The sequence below is a fragment of the Moorena sp. SIO3I6 genome, assembly GCF_010672095.1.
In genome coordinates, this window is sequence record NZ_JAAHHU010000351.1 from 1 (window position 1) to 4,506 (window position 4,506).

Genomic DNA, 4,506 nt, shown 5'->3' on the forward strand with positions numbered 1-4,506 from the left:
AGCAATCTCTTTGTAGGAGTAATTGACTCGACGCAGTAACCAGACTTCTGCCTCACGGGCAGTTAAGCCATATTTATGAACTTCAGCTAGGGCTATACTATGAATGGATTGACGTTGGTCTTCGAGGGTAACTAAAATATAAGGCTGCTCAGATATCCTCAGGTTGAGCCATCTAGCCCGAATCCGAAACGTTGTGGAGTTACTTGTAGTAATCTCTGAATCTATAATTACAGATTGATGGGGATAGAATTCATCACTGTCTTTCAAGGCTTGGCAGACACGCCAGATTTCTTGAGGCACCACCTTAAGATGTTTGCTGTTCGGTGTAAGTTGCTCACAAAAAACACGAGCGGTTTCATTGGTATGAACCAACTCTCCTTGTGTATTCAGAATTAAAACACCGTCAATAAAACCTTCTAGTACTCCTTGCAGTAGACCATTGTCTAACTGTTGCACCTGAGGAGCGGATTTTTCTAGAGTGTTGCTGAGAGTATACATGGTCTGTTGAGCGACTAACTGGATTTAAACTGTAATGGTGCTTTTGACCCATTAAGAATTAAATTCGCCACGGGTCGCACCTGTTGAATCACACTTGGCTTAGTTATTTGTTACAGCGCCTCTCAACCAAACTTTTCGCAAAAAATCGGACAAAAAATTTTTTTGGGCTTTTTTGCGAAAAACCCCCCGATCACTCGTGTAAATAAATACTGGGTGACTTTTGCCATTCCCCAACATTGATGCCTAAGATGTCTAGGGATGGTCAATACTGAGTCCAGTCTTCGGGCTGCCCTTTGTAGCGCTTCTCATGAGGAGTAGAGGTTAGTGCTTAGTTTGAGCATCTACCAAAAATTAACCAACTACTAACAACTAACGTGATAAGCGCTATGGATAGACTAATGCGTACTAAACGCGATTGGCCGTAGGCCACGCTACGCTCCGGAAGCTGAGGTCTTTGGCCACGCTTTGCGAACGCTTCCGCGCTTATGCGATTGGCCGTAGGCCACGCCAAAGGCGATGAAGCTGAGGCCTTTGGCCACGCTTTGCGAACGCTTCCGCGCTTATGCGATTGGCCGTAGGCCACGCCAAAGGCGATCGCATTTACAACAGGGACATTACCGATGAAAAATCTAGATCGAATACTCCGTCAACTGATTGCTGAAGCATGTAATCATCCACCATTAAGTCTGGAACGTCGGCAAACACTGAGCCAGATACATTTATTAGTGATGAAATCCCGCAAGCTTTGGAAAGAATATACCCCATATTATAATGACGCTCTGCAAGAGATGTGGGAATATTGCTGTGGCCATCCTGAACAGTATGACCCGACTATCAAAGGTGTGATTACTTGGCTCGACGATGAACTAAAAAAACGACTGAGACGATTTCGAGATGCTGGCTATAGGCAACAGAAGCGGCAAATTACTGGCCTAAGTACAGAGGAAGGTAAAACTATTGACCCTGTAGATAGGGTACCAGCTGCTCCTGATCTACAGCCAGTTATGAAAATATGGCAAAAAACCTTGGATTGGGTAAAGACAGACCCAGACGGAGTGTTACGTCAGACTTGCTTTAGGAAACGCCCTGAGATTAATGCCCAAGTGCTAATCCAGCTTCGACTCCCTCCTGATCAGCCTTGGAAAGCCATTGCAGCAGAATTTAAGCTAACCCCACCAGAAGCTAAAGATTTGCCCAAATTCTATAACCGTAAATGCTTACCCCTGTTGCGAAAATTTGGTGTATGCGAGGGATATATAGAAGAAAAGCCAAAGACTGGTAGCTCGAAAGGCACCACAAAACCCCAACCTAGGAAAAAATCATGATACACAACGCCAACATGCTAGCAGATTGGTCAATCCCAATGCCGATTACCCTGTCGGCGCTAGAGATAGCTGAGCAATTCGCTCACTACCAACCCAACCAGCAAAAGGCTGAACAAGTCTATCTCAACACCCTGGCGGTGTGTGCTGTGAATAACTATTTACGGATCCTGGGTATTCCGACTGACCTAACTGCAGGGGATAGCTGGAATTCAGTAGTGCGCTTGGCTGAAAATGTGGCTGACCTGAGGGTAACCGGTTTGGGGCGCTTGGAATGTCGGCCTGTCAAACCCGGTGATTTGACTTGTCCCATTCCCCAAGAGGTTAGATTTAACCGGATTGGCTATGTAGTCGTTGAGATTGATCAAGAGCATACTGAAGCGACGCTGTTGGGATTTTCCCCAACCTCGGAAACTAGTCAATTAGTCATCCACCAATTGCGATCGCTAAAAGATTTACCAGCCTACCTCGATCAATTCCAACCTATGACACAACTCAGTCAATGGTTGGAGCATATGTTTGAAGCAGGTTGGCAGAGTTTGGAAACCCTTTTAGGTAACCAAGGTGCTGAGCCAGCTTTCGCCTTTAGAACCAAGTCTGATCAGACCATTAGGCGATGTAAACAGATTGAATGGGGAGCTAATCAAGGGGTAGCTCTGGTGGTGGCGCTCACCCCAGAATCCGAAACAAAGCTGAATGTTTTCCTACAACTCAATCCCATCAATGGTCAAACCTATCTACCCCCCAATCTGCAGTTGCTCTTGCTAGATGAGGAGCAAGAAATGCTGATCAATGCCCAAGCCAGAAACCAGGATCAAGCCATTCAATTGGATTTTAGTTGCGAACCCGGAGACCGTTTCAGTGTCAAGGTTGCTCTGGATAATGCCAGTGTGATCGAAGAGTTTGTAATGTGAAACTAGGATTGATCAAAACAGGCAACAGCGGATAAAGGAACTTCGGATCAGTAGGAAAGAGCGATGCAGCTCTGACTCCAGTAGGGAGTAGGGAGCTGTGCGACCCCGCGCTTTTTCAAAGCTAAGCGTGAACGCGCACTCCCTGGGAGTAGGGAGTAGGGAATAGCGCTCAGAAAATTGACTGTAGCTCATAAGTATGATCAACCCTATACCAATTCTGGAAATTAGCACTAAACATCAATTTCATCTCTCCATCTCCCCATCTCCCCATCTCCCTATCTCCCCATCTCCCCATCTCCCCATCTCCCCACCCTCCCTACCCTCCCCACACCTGCCACCCTCCCTGTCTTGCCCTATTCCCTGTTCCCTATTCCATACGCGCTATAACTGAAAATAACATCAGACAAAATGCTGATTTTTGACGGTTGATAGTAAACCGTCAACCGTCAACTGTTAAAAAACTAACCAATGGCAAAGCTAGTAACTCTTAAGCTGGATGGGGATTTTGAGGAAGGTTTTCGGGTCACTCTCGAAATTGGCTCAGAAAGCGAACGTCCCGAAACAGAACTTACTGGCAGATTGCCTCCAGCCCCCAACATCGTTAACCACTATCGTGAGTGGCGCTCAACCTATCGCAGTCTGGGCAACTCTTTGCGAGCAATCAAAATCAAACGAGTGGCAATCGGTGGTTCCATCAACAACCAGAGTCAGGGATTATGCGATCGCTTAAATCGGTGGCTCCGTTCAGAGTTATTTAGTCCACTGCGGGAAAAGTGGTTGGAAAAAGTCGGCACTACCGAAGAAGTCCGGGTGCTGATTCGTACCAAAAATCCCCAGCTCAGGCAGCTTCCTTGGCATCAGTGGGAATTTTTAGAGCGTTACCACCAAGCAGAAATTGCCCTAAGTACTCCAGAGTATCAACAACCAAGCAAATCGCACCAGAGCCGTGATCGACACAAGGTTAGAATTCTAGCGATTCTGGGCAATAGCGAAGGGATTAATATCCAACAAGACCGACAATTACTAGAGAATTTACCCTTTGCAGAGGTTACCTTCCTCGTAGAAGAACCACGGCAGAAGCTCAACGAAGCCCTGTGGGAGCAACCTTGGGATATTCTGTTTTTTGCAGGTCATAGTGAAACCGAAGCAGGAAGGGGTCGGATTCATATCAATCAGACCGATAGCTTAACCATTGACGAACTCAGAGAAGCCCTCAAAAAAGCTATAGAAAGGGGATTGTCCCTAGCAATTTTTAATTCCTGTGATGGCTTAGGATTAGCCAATGAGCTAGAACAGCTGCACATTCCCCACATGATTATTATGCGGGAGCCCGTACCGGATCTCATAGCACAGCAGTTTTTACAATATTTTCTCAAAGCCTTTGCCAGTGGTAAGTCCTTGTATCTAGCAGTGCAAGAAGCCCGGAAAAAACTGCAAGGTTTAGAAGATCAATGTCCCTGTGCCAGTTGGTTGCCAGTGATTTGTCAAAATCCCGCCGCCATACCCCCAACCTGGCAACAGTTGCGTGGCCATCACCAGCGCCACCTGCTCCAATCAGCCCTGATCGTCAGTGTGATGGTTACCATTTTAGTTATGGTAATCCGGCAGCTGGGAATGCTTCAGCTTTGGGAACTAAAGGCATTTGACCAGCTGATGCGGCTGCGACCTAATCCAGGGGTAGACACCCGTTTGCTGGTGGTTGAAGCCACAGATGCCGAGATCAAGCGCTATGGCTATCCCCTCCCAGATCAAACCCTAGCCCAAGTCCTAGA

Annotated in this window: 6 protein-coding genes; 3 read left to right on the forward strand and 3 right to left on the reverse strand. The window is 46.8% G+C overall.

Annotated elements, in window-relative coordinates; all coding sequences use genetic code 11:
• Positions 1-498: helix-turn-helix transcriptional regulator (locus tag F6K49_RS35825; protein WP_293104449.1), on the reverse strand; the 498-nt coding region annotated here is incomplete at its 3' end.
• A 620-nt stretch (positions 499-1,118) separates the two neighbouring features.
• On the opposite strand from F6K49_RS35825, the gene F6K49_RS35830 reads away from it, so the two are divergent.
• Positions 1,119-1,823 carry a sigma-70 family RNA polymerase sigma factor gene (locus tag F6K49_RS35830; protein ID WP_293104452.1) on the forward strand — a complete coding sequence of 235 codons (705 nt, stop codon included), beginning with the start codon at positions 1,119-1,121 and terminating at the stop codon, positions 1,821-1,823.
• Positions 1,820-2,734, forward strand: a complete 915-nt coding sequence (locus tag F6K49_RS35835; RefSeq protein ID WP_293104455.1) for a DUF1822 family protein — start codon at positions 1,820-1,822, stop codon at positions 2,732-2,734. Before F6K49_RS35830 ends, F6K49_RS35835 begins: the two co-directional genes overlap by 4 nt.
• 12 nt (positions 2,735-2,746) lie before the next feature.
• Here F6K49_RS35835 and F6K49_RS35840 read toward each other — a convergent pair whose 3' ends face one another.
• Positions 2,747-2,926: a hypothetical protein gene (locus tag F6K49_RS35840; protein WP_293027351.1), complete on the reverse strand. Its 180-nt coding sequence runs from the start codon at positions 2,924-2,926 to the stop codon at positions 2,747-2,749.
• Entirely contained in the window at positions 2,904-3,029 is a 126-nt protein-coding gene (locus tag F6K49_RS35845) for a hypothetical protein (RefSeq protein ID WP_293027354.1), read from the reverse strand. Before F6K49_RS35845 ends, F6K49_RS35840 begins: the two co-directional genes overlap by 23 nt.
• Positions 3,030-3,202: 173 nt before the next feature.
• Between F6K49_RS35845 and F6K49_RS35850 the strand changes: the two genes are divergently transcribed.
• The coding region (locus F6K49_RS35850; RefSeq protein ID WP_293104458.1) for a CHAT domain-containing protein at positions 3,203-4,506 on the forward strand (1,304 nt) is incomplete at its 3' end.

Bases quoted from the DNA above. Each gene is read 5' to 3' on its own strand.
- F6K49_RS35840 (WP_293027351.1), bottom strand. From the start codon at position 2,926: ATGAGCTACAGTCAATTTTCTGAGCGCTATTCCCTACTCCCTACTCCC.
- F6K49_RS35830 (WP_293104452.1), top strand. From the start codon at position 1,119: ATGAAAAATCTAGATCGAATACTCCGTCAACTGATTGCTGAAGCATGT.
- F6K49_RS35835 (WP_293104455.1), top strand. From the start codon at position 1,820: ATGATACACAACGCCAACATGCTAGCAGATTGGTCAATCCCAATGCCG.
- F6K49_RS35845 (WP_293027354.1), bottom strand. From the start codon at position 3,029: ATGGGGAGATGGGGAGATAGGGAGATGGGGAGATGGGGAGATGGAGAG.